The sequence below is a fragment of the Arthrobacter sp. Hor0625 genome (genome assembly GCF_052567525.1).
Map to the genome: position 1 here is coordinate 3,225,955 of NZ_CP199586.1, position 16,155 is coordinate 3,242,109.

At 66.0% G+C, this 16,155-nt stretch carries 10 protein-coding genes and 1 tRNA gene; 3 read left to right on the top strand and 8 right to left on the bottom strand.

Annotated elements, in window-relative coordinates; translation table 11 throughout:
* Nucleotides 1-39 precede the first annotated feature (39 nt).
* From ACTWLI_RS14825 to ACTWLI_RS14835, 3 genes are all read right to left on the bottom strand, one after another.
* Nucleotides 40-789 carry a lytic transglycosylase domain-containing protein gene (locus ACTWLI_RS14825; protein ID WP_445154534.1) on the bottom strand — a complete coding sequence of 250 codons (750 nt, stop codon included), beginning with the start codon at nucleotides 787-789 and terminating at the stop codon, nucleotides 40-42.
* 609 nt (nucleotides 790-1,398) lie between these two features.
* The gene (locus ACTWLI_RS14830) at nucleotides 1,399-2,727 is read right to left on the bottom strand and encodes a 3'-5' exonuclease (RefSeq protein ID WP_445154535.1); all 1,329 of its coding nucleotides are present in this window, start codon (nucleotides 2,725-2,727) and stop codon (nucleotides 1,399-1,401) included.
* A 578-nt stretch (nucleotides 2,728-3,305) separates the two neighbouring features.
* Nucleotides 3,306-4,334, bottom strand: a complete 1,029-nt coding sequence (locus ACTWLI_RS14835) for a hypothetical protein (protein WP_445154536.1) — start codon at nucleotides 4,332-4,334, stop codon at nucleotides 3,306-3,308.
* A gap of 389 nt (nucleotides 4,335-4,723) precedes the next feature.
* On the opposite strand from ACTWLI_RS14835, the gene ACTWLI_RS14840 reads away from it, so the two are divergent.
* A complete protein-coding gene (locus ACTWLI_RS14840) occupies nucleotides 4,724-5,053 on the top strand; it encodes a hypothetical protein (protein WP_445154537.1) in 330 nt (109 codons plus the stop codon).
* Between the two features lie 109 nt (nucleotides 5,054-5,162).
* Nucleotides 5,163-5,636 carry a hypothetical protein gene (locus tag ACTWLI_RS14845; RefSeq protein ID WP_445154538.1) on the top strand — a complete coding sequence of 158 codons (474 nt, stop codon included), beginning with the start codon at nucleotides 5,163-5,165 and terminating at the stop codon, nucleotides 5,634-5,636.
* Between the two features lie 382 nt (nucleotides 5,637-6,018).
* Here ACTWLI_RS14845 and ACTWLI_RS14850 read toward each other — a convergent pair.
* Nucleotides 6,019-6,100, bottom strand: a tRNA-Leu gene (locus ACTWLI_RS14850).
* A 207-nt stretch (nucleotides 6,101-6,307) separates the two neighbouring features.
* Between ACTWLI_RS14850 and ACTWLI_RS14855 the strand changes: the two genes are divergently transcribed.
* Nucleotides 6,308-6,913, top strand: coding sequence for an ANTAR domain-containing response regulator (locus ACTWLI_RS14855; RefSeq protein WP_056739732.1), 606 nt, complete (start codon nucleotides 6,308-6,310; stop codon nucleotides 6,911-6,913).
* Nucleotides 6,914-6,989: 76 nt separating this feature from the next.
* On the opposite strand, the gene pyk is transcribed toward ACTWLI_RS14855, so the two are convergent.
* From pyk to lgt, 4 genes are all read right to left on the bottom strand, one after another.
* On the bottom strand, nucleotides 6,990-8,486 hold the full coding sequence (pyk, locus tag ACTWLI_RS14860; protein WP_445154539.1) for a pyruvate kinase: 1,497 nt from the start codon (nucleotides 8,484-8,486) through the stop codon (nucleotides 6,990-6,992).
* Nucleotides 8,487-8,575: 89 nt separating this feature from the next.
* On the bottom strand, nucleotides 8,576-10,033 hold the full coding sequence (locus tag ACTWLI_RS14865; RefSeq protein ID WP_056739736.1) for a glutamate synthase subunit beta: 1,458 nt from the start codon (nucleotides 10,031-10,033) through the stop codon (nucleotides 8,576-8,578).
* On the bottom strand, nucleotides 10,026-14,642 hold the full coding sequence (gltB, locus tag ACTWLI_RS14870) for a glutamate synthase large subunit (protein WP_445154540.1): 4,617 nt from the start codon (nucleotides 14,640-14,642) through the stop codon (nucleotides 10,026-10,028). Before gltB ends, ACTWLI_RS14865 begins: the two co-directional genes overlap by 8 nt.
* A 262-nt stretch (nucleotides 14,643-14,904) precedes the next feature.
* Nucleotides 14,905-16,155 (bottom strand): prolipoprotein diacylglyceryl transferase, encoded by a 1,251-nt coding sequence (gene lgt, locus ACTWLI_RS14875; RefSeq protein ID WP_445154541.1) that lies wholly within the window; start codon nucleotides 16,153-16,155, stop codon nucleotides 14,905-14,907.

Sequence of the window (16,155 nt, forward strand, 5' to 3'; positions counted from 1 at the left end):
GCGTTGTGCGGACACTCTATGGTGACCGCACCCCGCGGCTCAAGGGGTTCCCGCCTTCTCGGCGTAGGCGATGGCCTGGCTTCGCACCTGGCGGATGTACGGGTCTGACTGGTTGTAGGCGTAGATGGCGTCGGTCCACCCCTGCGCGGTGGTGAGGTCGCGGCCGGGACCGCAGAGATAGGACGCGGCGCTGAGGGCGGCGTCATCGATGTTAAACGGGTCCGCCCTGCCGTCCCCGTTCCCGTCCCGTCCCGCCAGTTGCCAGGTGGAGGGGATGAACTGCATGGGCCCGACGGCGTGGTCCCAGCGGGCGTCGCCGTCCAGCGCGCCGGCGTCGGTGTCCGCGATGGCGGCGAAGCCGGCGCCGTCGAGGCTCGGGCCCACGATCGGCCGGCTCGCCTGGCCCGTGGAGTTGAGTTTGCCGCCGCCGTAGCTTCCGTGGGCGGATTCGACGAAGCCCACGGCCGCGACGGTGTTCCAGCCGATCCCGCAGGCCGGGGCCGCATCGTTCGCTGAGACGGCCGCCGCCACGTAGGCGCGGAGCGCGCGGGGAGGGATGCCGGTTTGCGCGGCGGCCCGGGCCAGCCACCGGGCGTCCGGGCTGCGGGTGACATTCACGGCTGTCGTCATGCCGGTGGAGAGTGCCGCCAGCTTCACCCCGGCCCGCGGCGGTGCCGGGACCGCTCCCCCGGCTCCCGAACCGGCCTGACCGACGGCCCAAAAGGAGAACGCCGTGATGGCGCACAGCGCGAACAGGCCGAAGACCATCAGGCGTTTAAGACGAAGCACTGACCAATCAAACCATCCGGCCCTGACCAGCGAAAACTAACGCATCCGAGGCGCGCGGCCGGAGCCGTTGCCCGCCTGGGTATCAGGAGAAAACGCCCACCCTCAGTCGGCTCAAATGCCTTGGTAGTCGCCGGAACCTTGCTCGGGCACTTCCCATTTCCCCTCCTAGTTCCGACTCCCCGTATTACTCCGAACATCAGGTCGGTCATTCCGGTCAGTGGTGAAGCGGGAGGCCAGCCATCCGGCCGAAATAGCCCCGGCCCCGATCCACAGAATGAATCCGACCACTACCACCATGCGCAGCGACGCGTGGCGTGGACGGTCGATAGGGATGAACTTGGCGGCGTCAACGGGCGTATAGCCGTGCCTGGCGCGGAGTCCGGATCGTCCGGGCATGAACTTCGTCTCCCTTGCACGTCGGAGGTCAGGATCGCCCCGGCCGGAAGAGACACTTCAGGCCGGCGGGACCACCAGCTTTAGCCTCCACGTTGAAGCGGAACCCCTCCGGAGAGGAGCCTGTGGTGCCCGAGGAAGGATTTGAACTGTCTTCCGGCCCTCGCAAACAGGGGGAACCCGCGCAATCAGATGTGGACATTGTCCACGCCTCTTCTAGTTCAGTTCAGGGCACTTCGAACGGTAGTGGCCCGGTGTGCGGCAGTGACCGCATTTCCGGGGTTTAGGTGCTGTCGATGAAGGGTTCAGTTTTTCCCTCGCCGGCCCGCTGCCATGTATGACGCGCGCCTCAAGATCGTCGAAGTAGCCGGGAGCTGCCAACGCGTCTGCAGAGCGTTTTAGCTCGGTGAGCTCCTCCGCAGTCAGAACATCGTCTGCGAACGCGGCTTCACGCATCAGTTCCAAGAACCGTTCATTTAGGTCGCGAACTTGTTCAGCTCCCATGCCTCCTCTGCCGGCGACTTTGGCCAGAGCCTTGGCTTCATCCCCTACGATTTTGCCGTCTTCCAACGCAAGGGCAAGGGCTTCAAGATACTCAGAGGCCGCGGCGTCGCTAACGTCACCTGTGCTGATGGGCAGACGGGATAGCAGGGAGTGCATCCAACCGTCCCCACCCTTCCGAAGTGAACTAGCCCGCGTCAACGGGCGCACTGAGCCCAAGCGGTATGGATCAAAAAGACCGCGCACTGGGCTGTGTGCAAACTCAATTCCTGGTCGGTATCTGTCGAGCATCAAAGGAAGCAATGCCGCTGTTGCCCTAACATCGCCCAAGGCGGCATGAGCGTCCACGAGTGGTACTCCTGCATGTTGCGCGAGCGTGCCGAGCTTGTGATTTGGGGTGTCGAACGTTTGCTGTCCCAGCCAAAGAGAACAAAGCGCTGGCAGAGGCGGTGACTTCACGCCAGCCCGTGCAAACTCCGCCGCCATAAAGCGTTCTTCGAATCTCGCGTTATGCGCCACTACCACTGCCCCGTCCAACCGCGCCAAAACCTCCGAGACAACGTCGGAAAATAGTGGGGCTTTCCGGACTGCATCGTTGCTGATGCCGTGGACAAACACGGCGCCTGTGTCGCGTCCTTCCGGGTTCAGCAGTGTCGCATATTCGTCTTCGATGCGACCGTTCTTATCGACTCGGGCAATGGCCAATTCGATAACACGATCGCCTTTTCCCGGCGAAAAACCTGTAGTTTCGACATCGATCACGGCAAAAGAACCATCATGGACGTACCCCTTTCCCAATGACGGTCCGCCATAGCTGAAGAGCTCACCAACACGGCCGGGCTCAGCGAACCGCATGGACGAACGTTCTGACGGGGCAGGCTCTGGGGCCGAGCGAGGCTGCGTATAAGTGAGCGGTTCACGCACTCCCGATTTCGGCGCCTCCTTCTGCAAAGAAGCCAATCTCTTCAGTGCTCGCTGCTTCTTTCGGCGTGCCAACCACCAGAAAAAGGCGACGACTAACAAAAAACCAAATACGGATTCCATGGACACCCTTCATCACGACAAGAGCCCGATGCTATCACCCCGAAAATCCGTGGGCGTTGACTGTAATGGCGCAGATTAATCCCCGTCCCCTTTGGAGGCTAGGGTCGGGCTCAGGCGTCCCGGATCATCTCGTCGACGAACTGTCCACCGGCCCCAGCCGGGCCGGTTAGCAGGACAGTGTATTCGGGGACTGCGGCGCGGCTCTTCCAGATGCAGCGGTGTGCACGCATCCAGTACGCCGTCACAGCCCAGGACAAAGACCTGGCCATTCCTCTGCCTTCAGGAAGTGTCCGGGCTCGTCGACGTGGAGGAGGTCCCTTGCTGATTGCCCGCGGCTTCCCCAAATCCAAAGCGTTGCGCCAGGGGCACAAGTTCGAAGCATGCACGGTCCGTTCGGTAGAGGCGGCTCGCTCATGTCCGTGCTGGTGAACGGCCGGACGTTCGAGCACTGTCTGAACTATGCCGGCTGCTCCTCCCACATCACCAATGCCGCCGCTGGCGTGCGAAGAAGACCGTGACGGCCAAGATCAAGGCCGAGTCCGGCGCGACGCACGCGCAGAGCGGCGCCGCCCCACTCCTCAGCTTGCTGCCGGCTTTCCAGCCGGCTCACCGGGCTTCGCCTCGTCAGTCTTCCCGTCACCGGGCTTGGCCGCACCTTTGATCGAGTCAACTGCTTCGTCGTTCTCGCCAGCCTCGTCCTTTTTGTCGTCCTTGTCGGCGCCGAACAGCTTGTCCGGGGTCCAGTCGTCCATCCCCTTGAGAGGCCTACCAAGAAGCAGCAGAGTTGCCGGTGAGATGGAAACTAGAGCGAAGACAAAAGCGAGCAGGGCAAGCTCGAGTCCGGTGAGCTTGCCCTGCTGGACCAACATAAGGCTCCATCCGACGAACAGCGCACCAAGGAGGACAGATAGCACCAGCAGTCCGGGGACCTTCCCTGCCAGGGACGTCCACGCCTTTACCTGATCCTTCATGGCAGCGGCCATGCCGACCACTTCAGACAACAGGATGGCGCGCTCTCTGGCTGCGCGGACGTCTTCGTTGAACAGATCCAGGGCAGCCTTAGAGCGGGCCTCGTCGGTGTTGACGTGGGCCAATAGCATAGCCTCGTGCGATGGACCCCAGGCTGCCTGCTCCGCCCGGTTGGTCGCGAACCGGAGCCAACCCTCGATGTAAGAGGAAATCACTCTGGAACGGTCCGATGTGGACAGCCGCGCCAACAGGGCAGCCGGGATATTTGGAGGACCAAAGAAGCGGGGCGTACTCGCAGTGGCTATCTTCCCGTTGCTCGAAGCAGAGATTTCCCCTGCAGTTTTGACCACATTGGTGAACGCCGTCGTTATCTCTTCCAATGGGACAAGGCCAACCTTGCCATCCTCGTTGAGATCCTGGACCTCCGTGGAGTCCAGGAGAGCTACGGGGTCCCCGACTTCAGTTGCGGCGGCCAGTGCCTTTGCGCCGTCCTCCCCAGCACTGAACTCCCCTAGCGCAAGGATAGGGCCTCCGTCGATGTGCTCAATTAGGTTCCAGTTTGCTGTCGCCAGGCGGTCTTTCACCGCCTCCGGATCTAGACCTGCCTTCGGGGTAACTCTGACTCCAACCGTGGGCACGGTGACCTCCCAGTTCGGCGTGACCTTACATGCGTAGAGTGGACCGGAAATGCCTCCTCATATAGTGGCTTTATGCCTGTTTGACGCTGCCTAGTGTGGGCCGATAACGGTGGAACTCGTACCCATTCGCGGACACGGCGCTACCGGTCTTTCCTGGGGTTTGGATGAGCTCGTGCCTTGGTGTGTGCATCCGGCATTAAAAACGCGCACCGGACGCCTTCCCGGTCGGATCCAACGTCGTCGTCGGTATTGTCTCCCGCACGCCTGCGCCGTCTCCGGTGAAGCCGCGACCCGCGCCCGCGCCTACTGCAGGACACTTCTTGTCCGCTCCCTCTTCGGCTGGCACTGCATGGAACGTCTCCGCCCCTCCGGCCAGCCCGGCTACGCACGTGGCATGGTCCAAGACCCTCGGCGACCAGGTCCCCGTCATCGACGCCGCCGACCCGTCGACCCCGGGCATCGACATGTTCGCCGTTCCCGGCGATGAGGCAGCCAAGTCCACGTTCTTCGTCAACGCCATGCGCTACACCTTCGGTCGGGAGGCCATCCGTGACCGCTTCTTCGAAACCCGGACCGGTGTCGTCACTCCCGCCCTCGCCATCGACCAGGCACTCCTGGACTCCAGGGAACGACAGGGACGAACGCGCCATCCAAGCAGGCCGCTCCACCCATTCAGCCATGGACTGCCCCGGACAAGCGGCCTCCATGCCAGCACCTGACCGGCCATAACCCGCCCGCGGCCACTCCCTAGGACGTGTCAAGGGCACCGCATGCGACGCGAAGCTCCCCTCCCGCCTGCGACTGTGACGGCCGGATAAGGTGGGCGACATGGGGGAAGATCAGAACGAAACACAGAGAACAACTTTCGGCACGATAGAGCCGCCAAGCCAAGGGCAGAAGCCACCCGCCAAACTTGCGGGCCTGACGGCGGCCCAAGCATTCCTTCGAACCTTCAGGTGGCTCTATATTCCCGTTGGCATCGCGGCGATCCTGTTCGGTTATCTTGTCGTGCTAGCGTTCGGGCGGTTCATCCCAGACATGGATGCGAAGCGGTTCATCACGATCGTATCGGCCGTCTTCCTGGCCCTCGGCGCCATCCTTCAAGCAGCCCTTGCGTCTCTGATAAGCACCCAGCGTCTGCCGTCAAGACCGGGTCCCCAAAACATCGCGGATCCTGCGGATCCTGCCAAGGACTCTCAACCGATGGACAGTGGCTGGCCTGACCTCTTGAACCTTTCCGGATGGGGTTTCGTAGCGGCCGGTGCAATTCTCGCAGTCGTAGTGGCCATCTATTACCCATAACCAGTCGGGACACCGGTCGAGACGCGGCGGCCACTCCAGATGCATCCGCAGTACGAGCCGCAGATTTCGCCCCCCTGACCTCAGGGGAATTGGGTCACAGCCCGCGACGGAGCCTGTCGCCAGAAGGACGGTCAGCGCGGCGAGGATCTTGTTAGAAAAGCGGGTGGTCGCCATTGGCCACCTGTGTTCAGCAAGGGATTGTTCAACACCAGCTGCGACCCCACCTCTTCGGGCGGGGGCAGGGATGGCACCCGCCCCAAACACCCGTTCCCGGGCATGAGGCTACCTTAGATCGGTGGGGCAAGCCTGACTCGTGCTCGGTTACCAACTAGCGACTTACTCGACCGTTGCCCAAACAGGTCTTTGAACTGCCGAACCATTGTGCCCGAGGTGGGACTCGAACCCACACACCTTTCGATACCGCATTTTGAGTGCGGCGCGTCTGCCAATTCCGCCACTCGGGCGCGGAGGACACCGGCTGTCATATTCGCCTGCTCCAGGGTGCTGTGAGCAACGCGATCGCTTCCGGTGCGCGAAATTACTCTACATGCAGATAGGCTGAATTCGAGAATCGCGCCAGTGACGCCGCATCGATCCCAACCGGCCCCCAGTACACCAGCGGACGAGCCCTACATGGACCAGTTCCCGCCGTACCTTTCCAAGGAGTACCCGTGTCAGAACAGACGGAGTCAACCCCCACCTCCCAGCCGGCGCGCCGCGTCGTCGTCGCCGAGGATGAGACCCTCATCCGCCTGGACATCATCGAGATCCTGCGCGGCGAAGGCTACGACGTCGTCGGCGAGGCAGACAACGGCGAGAAGGCTGTCCAGCTCGCCGAAGAGCTGAAGCCGGATCTGGTCCTGATGGACGTCAAGATGCCGGTCATGGACGGCATCTCCGCAGCCGAAAAGATCGTCAAGGCCCGCATCGCCCCCGTCGTGCTGCTCACCGCGTTCAGCCAGAAGGAACTCGTCGAGCGCGCCCGCGACGCCGGCGCCATGGCCTACGTGGTCAAGCCCTTCACCCCGGCCGACCTGATCCCCGCCCTGGAGATCGCCCTGTCCCGCCACGAGGAGATCAAGGCCCTCGAAAGCGAAGTCAGCGACCTGCAGGAACAGTTCGCCACCCGCAAGCTGGTCGAGCGCGCTAAGAGCCTGCTGACCACCAAGATGGGCCTGACCGAGCCGGAGGCCTTCCGCTGGATCCAGAAGACCTCGATGGACCGCCGCCTGAGCATGCGCGAAGTCGCCGAGACCATCATCAACCAGGTCAACTAACACCCAGCAAACACAAAGGGGAGGGCCCCGCCGCTGACATCAGCGGCGGGGCCCTCCCCTTTCGGTCAGGAAGAACCTAGACCTTGTTGTTCTTCTTCTTCTTCTCCGGCCACGGGCCGAGCTTGTCCTTGGTGACGGCCTCGCCCTGGCTGCCGGCGTCGGCCAGGTCGCCCACCTTGTGGACCTTGAGCATGTTGGTGGAACCGGCCTTGCCGGGAGGCGAACCGGCGGCGATGACTACCATGTCCCCGTCGTCGACCAGGTCCATCTCCAGCAGATTGCGGTCAACCTGTGCGGTCATCTCGTCGGTGTGGCCGACCATCGGGACCAGGACCGGCTGGATGCCCCAGGTCAGGGCCAGCTGGTTCCAGACGTGCTCCACGGGGGTGAAGGCGAAGACCGGACGGATCGGGCGCAGCCGCGAGAGGCGGCGGGCGGAGTCGCCGGACTGGGTGAAGGTACAGATGTACTTCGCTTCCAGCTGGTCGGCGATTTCGACGGCGGCACGGGTGATCGCGCCGCCGCGGGTCTTGGGCTTGGTGCCCAGCGGCGGGACGCGCTCCAGGCCGTGGACCTCGGTGGATTCGATGATCCGGGCCATGGTCTTGACCGTTTCGATCGGGTACTTGCCCACGCTGGTCTCGCCCGAGAGCATGACCGCGTCGGCGCCGTCGAGCACGGCGTTGGCGCAGTCGGAGGCCTCTGCCCGGGTCGGGCGCGGGTTGTCGATCATGGATTCGAGCACCTGGGTGGCGACGATGACCGGCTTGGCCCAGCGGCGGGCCAGTTCGACGGCGCGCTTCTGGACGATCGGCACTTCCTCCAGCGGCAGTTCCACGCCGAGGTCACCGCGGGCCACCATGATGGCGTCGAAGGCATCGATGATCTCGGGCAGCTGCTCGACGGCCTGGGGCTTTTCGATCTTGGCGATCACCGGCACCCGGCGGCCTTCTTCGTCCATGATTTCGTGGACGCGCTTGATGTCGGTGGCGTCGCGGACGAAGGACAGGGCGACCATGTCCACGCCGCGGCGCATGGCCCAGCGGAGGTCGTCCTCATCCTTTTCGCTCAGGGCGGGAACGTTGACGGCAACGCCGGGCAGGTTGATGCCCTTGTTGTTCGAGACGTAGCCGCCGACGGTCACCGTGGCGACGACCTTGACGTCGTCGACCTCGATGGCTCGCAGCGCGACCTTGCCGTCGTCGATCAGCAGGGCATCCCCGGGCTTGACGTCCTCGGTGAGGCTCTTGAGGGTCGTGGAGCAGATGTCCTTGGTGCCCGGGACGTCCTCGGTGGTGATCGTGAAGGTGTCACCGACGTTGAGCAGGTGCGGCCCCTCGACGAACCGGCCGAGGCGGATCTTCGGTCCCTGGAGGTCGGCCATGATCGCGACCGCCTTGCCGAGCTGGCCGGCGGCCTTGCGCACGTTCTCGTAGGTGTTGTCGTGGACGGAGTAGTCCCCGTGGCTCATGTTCATCCGGGCCACGTCGACCCCGGCTTCGAGGACGGCGAGCGTGTTGTCGAAGCTCGCGATCGCCGGTCCGAAAGTGGCCACAATTTTAGCGCGTCTCATATACCTACCCTAGTTGTCTCTTGGTTGATTTAAGTCTTCGGGGCGGCGAACAGCCGGTGACGGTCCGGGCCGGCCGCCGCCCGGACCGTCTAGAGGACGGCGATCGCCCGGTCGGTCGGCGCGACCGGCGCCGGCAGGACGGTGCTGCCCATCAGGAACTTGTCCACCGCGGCGGCACAGGCGCGTCCCTCCGCGATCGCCCACACGATCAGCGACTGGCCGCGGCCGGCGTCGCCGGCGACGAAGACGCCGTCGGTGTTGGTCATGTAGTAGCCGTCGCGGGCCACGTTGCCGCGGCCGTCGAACTCGGCGTGGACCTGGTCGGTGATGCCGGCCGGTTCGGCGCCGGTGAACCCGAGGGACAGGAAGACGAGGTCCGCCGGGATGATCCGCTCGGTGCCGGCCTTGGGCAGGCGCTTGCCGTCGACGAACTCGGTTTCAGCGACCTTCACGCCGGTCAGCTTCCCGTTCTCGCCGACGAACTCCACGGTGGAAGCGAGATAGGTGCGTTCGCCGCCTTCCTCGTGGGCGCTGGCCACCTCGAACAGCGTCGGGAACGTCGGCCACGGCTGGTGGGCGGCGCGTTCGGCGGACGGCTGCTTGCCGATCGCCAGGGTGGTCACGGACGCGGCCTTGTGCCGGTGCGCGGTCCCGAGGCAGTCGGCGCCGGTGTCGCCGCCGCCGAGGATCACGACGTGCTTGCCGGCGGCGTTGATCTGGTTTTCCACCGTTTCGCCCGCCACGGCGCGGTTCGCAGGGACGAGGTAATCCATCGCGAAGTGCACGCCCTCAAGCTCGCGGCCCGGGATCGGCAGGTCACGCGGGACGGTCGCACCGGTCGCGATCACGACGGCGTCGTAGCGGCGGCGCAGCTGCTCCCAGGTCACGTCCGTGCCGACCGCGACGCCGGTCCGGAAGCGGGTGCCCTCGGCCTTCATCTGGTCCAGCCGGCGGTCGACGTGCTCTTTTTCCATCTTGAAGTCGGGGATGCCGTACCGCAGCAGGCCGCCGATCTTGTCGTCGCGCTCATAGACGGCGACGGTGTGCCCGACCCGCGTCAGCTGCTGCGCGACCGCGAGGCCGGCGGGGCCGGAACCGACGACGGCGACCGTCTTGCCGGTCAGGCGTGCGGGCGGCAGCGGGGTGACCCAGCCGTTGTCGAAGGCCTGGTCCACGATCGAGACCTCGACCTGCTTGATCGTGACCGCGGGCTGGTTGATCCCCAGCACGCAGGACGCCTCGCAGGGGGCCGGGCAGAGCCGGCCGGTGAACTCGGGGAAGTTGTTGGTGGCGTGCAGCCGTTCCATGGCTTCTTCGCCCTTGTCGCGCCAGACAAGGTCGTTCCACTCCGGGATCAGGTTGCCCAGCGGGCAGCCCTGGTGGCAGAACGGCACGCCGCAGTCCATGCAGCGGCCGGCCTGGGCCTTCAGGACGCCCTTCTCCTGGGCCTCATAGACCTCTTTCCAGTCCATGATCCGGACCGGGACGGGACGGCGCGGCTGGGTTTCACGCTGGCGTACTTTCAGAAATCCGCGTGGATCAGCCACCGGTCACCTCCAGGATTCGAGACCAAACTTCTTCGCCGTCGGGGTCAAGGCCCTCTTCGATGGCGTCGAGACGGGTTTGCTGTACGGCCGCGTAGTCCCGCGGCAGCACCTTGGTAATGCGGGCTGCGGTGTCGTCGAAGTCCTCGAGCAGCCGGGCCGCGTGCAGCGACTCGGTTTCCTCCAGGTGCTTGACGAGCAGCCCGTGGACAATGTCGCGGTCCTCGGCGTCGAGCTCGCGCAGCTGCAGCTCCCCTGCATCCAGGGCCTGCTTATTGACCCGTTCGGGCTGCAGGTCCAAGACGTAGGCGGTGCCGCCGGACATGCCGGCGCCGAAGTTGCGTCCGGTCCGGCCGAGGATGAGCGCCTGGCCGCCGGTCATGTACTCGCAGCCGTGGTCACCGATGCCTTCGACGACGGCGGTGGCGCCGGAGTTGCGCACCATGAACCGCTCCCCCACCTGGCCGCGGAGGAACAGCTCGCCGCTGGTGGCGCCGTAGCCGATCACGTTGCCCGCGATCACGTTCCGCTCGGCCGGGAAGACGTTGGTGCGGTCCGGGCGGACGATGATGCGGCCGCCGGAGAGGCCCTTGCCGACGTAGTCGTTGGAGTCCCCGAACATCCGCAGCGTGATGCCGGCCGGCAGGAACGCGCCGAGCGACTGGCCGGCGGTGCCGGTCAGCGTCACGTCGATCGTGTCGGTGGCCAGCACGTCGGTGCCGAAGGTCTTGGTGACGGTGTGGCCGAGCATGGTGCCGACCGAACGGTCCGTGTTGATCACGTCCACGGTGATCTTCACCGGGGTGCGGTCGCTGAGCGCCTCGGCGGCCATCGCGATCAGGCGCTGGTCGAAGTGCTTGTCCAGCTCATGGTTCTGGCCGGTGAGGTTGCGCAGCGGCGCGTCGTCATCGAACTCGAGCCCGTGCAGGATCGGGTCCAGGTCCAGCCCCTCGGCCTTCCAGTGGCTGATCGCGTCCCGGGTGTCGAGCATCTCGGCGTGGCCGATCGCCTCCTCGAGGCTGCGGAAACCGAGCTCGGCGAGGATTTCGCGGACTTCCTCGGCCAGGAACTCGAAGAAGTTGACCACGAATTCCGGTTTGCCGTTGAACCGGGACCGCAGTTCCGGATTCTGGGTCGCGACGCCCACCGGGCAGGTGTCCAGGTGGCAGACGCGCATCATGATGCAGCCGGAGACCACCAGCGGCGCGGTGGCGAAACCGAACTCCTCGCCGCCGAGCAGCGCGGCGATCACGACGTCGCGGCCGGTCTTGAGCTGGCCGTCCACCTGCACCACCACGCGGTCGCGCAGTCCGTTGAGCATGAGCGTTTGCTGGGTCTCGGCGAGGCCGAGCTCCCAGGGCACGCCGGCATGCTTGAGCGAGTTCAGCGGCGAGGCGCCGGTGCCGCCGTCGTGGCCGGAGACCAGCACGACGTCGGCCTTGGCCTTGGTCACGCCTGCCGCAACCGTGCCGATGCCGACCTCGGAGACGAGCTTGACGTGCACCCGAGCCGAGGGGTTGGCGCGCTTGGCGTCGTAGATCAGCTGGGCGAGGTCCTCGATCGAGTAGATGTCGTGGTGCGGGGGCGGGGAAATGAGCCCGACGCCGGGGGTGGAGTGCCGGGTGCGGGCCACCCACGGGTAGACCTTCTGGGCCATCAGCTGGCCGCCCTCGCCGGGCTTCGCGCCCTGGGCCATCTTGATCTGGATGTCGTCGGCGTTGGTCAGATATAGGCTTGTGACCCCGAACCGGCCGGACGCGATCTGCTTGACCGCGGACCGGCGGGTGGGATCCAGCAGCCGGTCCACATCCTCGCCGCCTTCGCCGGTGTTGGACTTGCCGCCGAGGCGGTTCATCGCGATCGCGAGGGTCTCGTGGGCCTCCTGGGAGATGGAGCCGTAGCTCATCGCGCCGGTGGAGAAGCGCTTGACGATGCTGGAGACCGGTTCCACTTCCTCGAGCGGGACCGCCGGGCGCAGTCCGCCCTTGAACTTCAGCAGCCCGCGCAGCGTCATCAGGTTGGTGGACTGGTCGTCCACGCCCCGGGTGTAGGCCTTGAAGATGTCGTAGCGGCGTTCACGCGTGGCGTGCTGCAGCCGGAACACGGTCTCCGGGTTGAACAGGTGCGGTTCGCCGTCGCGGCGCCACTGGTACTCGCCGCCGCCCAGCAGCGGCTGGTGCGGCAGTTCGATCCCGTTCTCCGGGTAAGCCATCCGGTGCCGCGCCGCGACCTCGGCCGCGATCACGTCGAGCCCGACGCCGCCGAGCTGGGAGTGGGTACCGGCAAAGTACTCGTCCACCAGTTCCTGGCCCAGGCCCAGGGCCTCGAAGGTCTGGGCGCCGGTGTAGGAGGCCACGGTGGAGATGCCCATCTTGGACATGATCTTCAGGACGCCCTTGCCGAGGCCCTTGATCAGGTTGTAAACGCCGTCCTGCGGGGTGACGCCGGTGACGTCGCCGGAGCTGATGAGCTGCTCCACGGATTCCATCGCCAGGTACGGGTTCACCGCGGAGGCGCCGTAACCGATCAGCACGGCCACATGGTGGGTCTCGCGGACGTCGCCGGCCTCGACGACGAGGGCGGTCTTGGTGCGGTTGGCGCTGCGCAGCAGGTGGTGGTGCACGGCGCTGACCAGCAGCAGGGACGGGATCGGGGCCCACTGGGCGTTCGAGTCGCGGTCCGAGAGGACCACGTACTGCACGCCGCGGTTGATGGCGCCGGAGACCTGCTCGCAGATTTCGGTCAGCCGGGCACGCAGGGCGTGCTCGCCGCCGTCGGGCCGGTACAGGCCGCGGACCTTCATGGCGACCCGGTCGCCGTCGGCGTTCTCGATGTTCGAGATCTTGGCCAGCTGGTCGTTGTTGATCACCGGGAACGGCAGTGAAACCTGCGGCTGGCGGACCTGCTTGGTGTCGAGCAGGTTCCCGTTCGGGCCGATCGCGCAGGTCAGGGAGGTGACCAGTTCCTCGCGGATGGCGTCCAGCGGCGGGTTGGTGACCTGCGCGAAGGACTGCACGAAGTAGTCGAAGAGCAGCCGGGGCCGCTTGGACAGTACGGCGACGGGGGTGTCGGAGCCCATGGCGCCGAGCGGTTCGGCGCCGGTGCGGGCCATCGGGCCGAGCAGGATCTTCAGTTCCTCGGTGGTGTAGCCGAAGGTCCGCTGGCGGATGTTGACCGAGGCCGCGGTGTGCACGACGTGTTCGCGCTCGGGCAGGTCCTTGAGGTCGATCAGGTTGTCTTTGACCCACTCGGCCCAGGGGTTGGCGGCGGCGACCTCGGCCTTGACCTCGGCGTCGTCGATGATCCGGCCGGCTTCGGTGTCCACCAGGAACATCTTGCCCGGGGAGACGCGGCCCTTCTTGACCACCTTGGAGGGTTCGACGTCGATGACGCCCACCTCGGAGGCGAAGACGACCAGGCCGTCCTCGGTGATCCAGTACCGGCCAGGGCGCAGCCCGTTGCGGTCCAGGGTGGCACCGACGAGGGCGCCGTCGGTGAAGGACACGGCTGCGGGGCCGTCCCACGGCTCCATCAGCAGCGAGTGGTACTCGTAGAAGGCGCGGCGGGCCGGGTCCATCGTGGCGTGGTTTTCCCAGGCCTCGGGGATCATCATCATGATCGAGTGCGTGATGGGGCGGCCGGAGAGCCACAGCAGCTCGGCGACCTCGTCGAACGACGCCGAGTCAGAGGCGCCGGGGGTGCAGATCGGGTAGAGCTCTTCCGGGCTGTCCCCGAGCAGCGGGTTGGCCAGCTGCGACTGCCGGGCGCGCATCCAGTTGCGGTTGCCCTTGACCGTGTTGATTTCACCGTTGTGGGCGATGGTGCGGAACGGCTGCGCCAGCGGCCAGGACGGGAAGGTGTTGGTGGAGAACCGCGAGTGCACGATCGCGAGCTTGGTCTTGAAGCGGGTGTCCGAGAGGTCCGGGTAGAACGGCTCCAGCTGCGCGGTGGTCAGCATGCCCTTGTAGACGATGGTCCGGGAGGACAGCGACGGGAAGTACACGCCGAACTTGTTCTGCGCGCGCTTGCGGATCCGCCAGGCCCGTGAGTCGAGTTCATTGCGGGAGAGCGACTCGCCGGTGCTGGAGGCGAAGAACGGCTGGGCGAAGTACGGCATGCACGCCCGGGCCATCGCGCCGACCAGGTCGGCCACGATCGGAACCTCGCGCCAGCCCAGGACGGTGAGGCCCTCGTCGGCGGCGAGCGACTCGATGCCGGCCTTGGCCGCGTCGGATTCGCGCTGTTCGGCCGGCAGGAAGGCGGTGCCGACGACGTACTGGCCGGCGGCGGGCAGTTCGAAGTCCGTGACCGCGCGGAAGAACTCGTCCGGGACCTGCATGAGGAGCCCGGCGCCGTCGCCGGTGCCCTCGTCGGCGCCCACTGCGCCTCGGTGTTCCAGGTTGCGGAGCGCCGTCAGGGCGGCGTCGACGATGTCATAGCCGGGCTCCCCGCGCAGGGTCGCGATGATGGCCAGGCCGCACGCGTCCTTTTCCTGCTCGGCGTTGTACAGCCCCGCCGATTCCGGCAGGGCGGCGAAGCGCTTGAAGGGGGACACGGCTGCGCCGGCATCATCGTTGCCGGACCAACTGGGGCGGTGAAGAGTTTGGGTCATGGTAGACGTCCTTCCTCCTGATCGTGCGTATGGGAGGGACAACATTGGCCCGAATCGGTGCGCCGGTGTGACGGGCACAACAGTGTGTTTTTCCTACTGGAATTGTAGGCCAGCGGCCGCTTTCCGAACGAACGGTTACGCGGGCCCCGGAACAGGGTTTGCACGGCATCCAGTTGTTGCTGGCCGTACATTCCTTCTTGCCACGACGTTGTGGACCCGGGCCCGGCGGGGGTCGCCGTGCAGCCCGGTGGCCGGTGCTTGGTTACTTGGTGCTGTCAGCTTCCGGCCCGGCCGGTCCGGTCCGGCGGCCGGATACTCCGGCTGCCGGTTCCCCGTGGGCGGCCGTGCTGCCGCCGGAGGATTCCCCGGCCGCTTCGTCAACGGCCGGAGTGCGGTCCGGACCGCTTTGCTTCTCCGGGAGATTATCACGCGATTCACTATCTGAGACATCAGTGTCCGGATAGCGGACGACGTCGGCGGGGCCGCCGTTGTCTGCGGCGTCGGCGTCCTTGGCCGCAGCGGTCTCGGCGTCGGCGGTGTCGGCGTCCTTCGCGGCCGCGCCTTTCGCGTCGGTGTGCACGTCGGCGTCACCAGTGGCTGCGACGGCTGCCGGCTCCCGGCCGGGCAGGTACGGGGTGTCCGCTCCTTCACCCTTGCGAAGCCCCAGGAGGACGAACACGACGGCCGCGGCGATCAGGACGAAGATGCTGGTCCAGACGTTCAGCCGGGTGGTGATGCCGAAGAGGCTGATCTGCTCGGCGTCGTCGATGCGCATGGCCTCGATCCAGACCCGGCCCAGCGTGTAGTAGATGGCGTAGAGCCAGAACAGCCGGCTGCGGCGGAAGTTGAACTTCCGGTCAAGGGCCAGCAGGATGACCACGCCGACGAGGTTCCAGAGGGACTCGTAAAGGAACGTCGGATGGAAGAGGGTGTCGGCGGGCATGCCGGCCGGGAAGTTGGGGTTGTCGGCGTCGATCTGCAGGCCCCACGGCAGCGTGGTGGGGCCGCCGAACAGCTCCTGGTTGAAGTAGTTGCCCCAGCGGCCGACCGCCTGGGCGAGCAGCAGGCCGGGGGCGGCGGCGTCCATGAAAGCGCTGAGCTTGACCCCGGCGCGGCGGCAGCCGATCCAGGCGCCGACGGCGCCGAGCACCACGGCGCCCCAGATGCCCAGCCCGCCGCGCTGGATCTGCGGGATCAGGGACAGGTCGCCGGTGCCGTCAAAGCCGGGGCCGAAGTACGCATCCGGGGAGGACACCACATGGTAGAGCCGGCCGCCGATGATGCCGAAGGGAATGGCCCAGATCGCGATGTCCCACACGCTGCCCTCGGGGGCGCCGCGGCGGGCCCAGCGCACCGAGGTGAGCCAGAGGCCGGCGATGATGCCGGCCAGAATGCACAGCGCGTAGGCATGGATCCGCAGGGTCCCCCAAGGCAGCGGGATATCGAAGCCGGACCAGTCCGGGCTCGGAATGCTCGCGGGGACCATCGCCGCCGCGCGGAGGACTGACTGCAT

Coding starts and splice junctions, on each gene's coding strand:
- ACTWLI_RS14830 (WP_445154535.1), bottom strand. CDS start 2,727: ATGGAATCCGTATTTGGTTTTTTGTTAGTCGTCGCCTTTTTCTGGTGG.
- ACTWLI_RS14845 (WP_445154538.1), top strand. CDS start 5,163: ATGGGGGAAGATCAGAACGAAACACAGAGAACAACTTTCGGCACGATA.
- pyk (WP_445154539.1), bottom strand. CDS start 8,486: ATGAGACGCGCTAAAATTGTGGCCACTTTCGGACCGGCGATCGCGAGC.
- gltB (WP_445154540.1), bottom strand. CDS start 14,642: ATGACCCAAACTCTTCACCGCCCCAGTTGGTCCGGCAACGATGATGCC.
- lgt (WP_445154541.1), bottom strand. CDS start 16,155: ATGCAGTCAGTCCTCCGCGCGGCGGCGATGGTCCCCGCGAGCATTCCG.